The organism is Streptomyces sp. NPDC012510, from assembly GCF_042955065.1.
GTDB lineage: Bacteria > Actinomycetota > Actinomycetes > Streptomycetales > Streptomycetaceae > Streptomyces.
Genome location: NZ_JBIBEN010000096.1, coordinates 1 through 373 on the forward strand (window position 1 = coordinate 1; position 373 = coordinate 373).

At 63.8% G+C, this 373-nt stretch carries 1 pseudogene; it reads left to right on the forward strand.

What is annotated here, in order from left to right:
• Window positions 1–258: 258 nt before the first annotated feature.
• Window positions 259–373: pseudogene (locus tag ACFY9I_RS42570) on the forward strand (DsbA family protein); the annotation flags it as partial.

A 373-nucleotide genomic window follows, 5' to 3' on the forward strand; every position in this document is an offset into this window, starting at 1 on the left:
GAAAGAGCAGGCAATTCAGAGCCCCCTATCTCTCGTGGCTTAGCAGTCGAGTCAGACCATCAGACATAGATTGGATCTTACGGACACCGCAGGTAGTTGGGGATGGGTTCGGCCCAACTACCCAGTGCAGCCAGCTGTGGGGCCTGCCGCTTGCCCGCTCGACTGCTTGACCAATGCCGGGCTACACAACCCCCGACGGGGCCGTCGTGAGGCCTTCGGAGCGTGTCAGACATGCCGTTCAGCCGCTCTGTTTGGTGGGCGGTCCGCCACAGCACCGCCCTGTTCGACGGACGGCACATCCTGATCGTGGACGCCGACCAGGCCGAGGGCAAGGCGATCGGCGTCACCGGCACCCCGACGTACGTCACTCCAG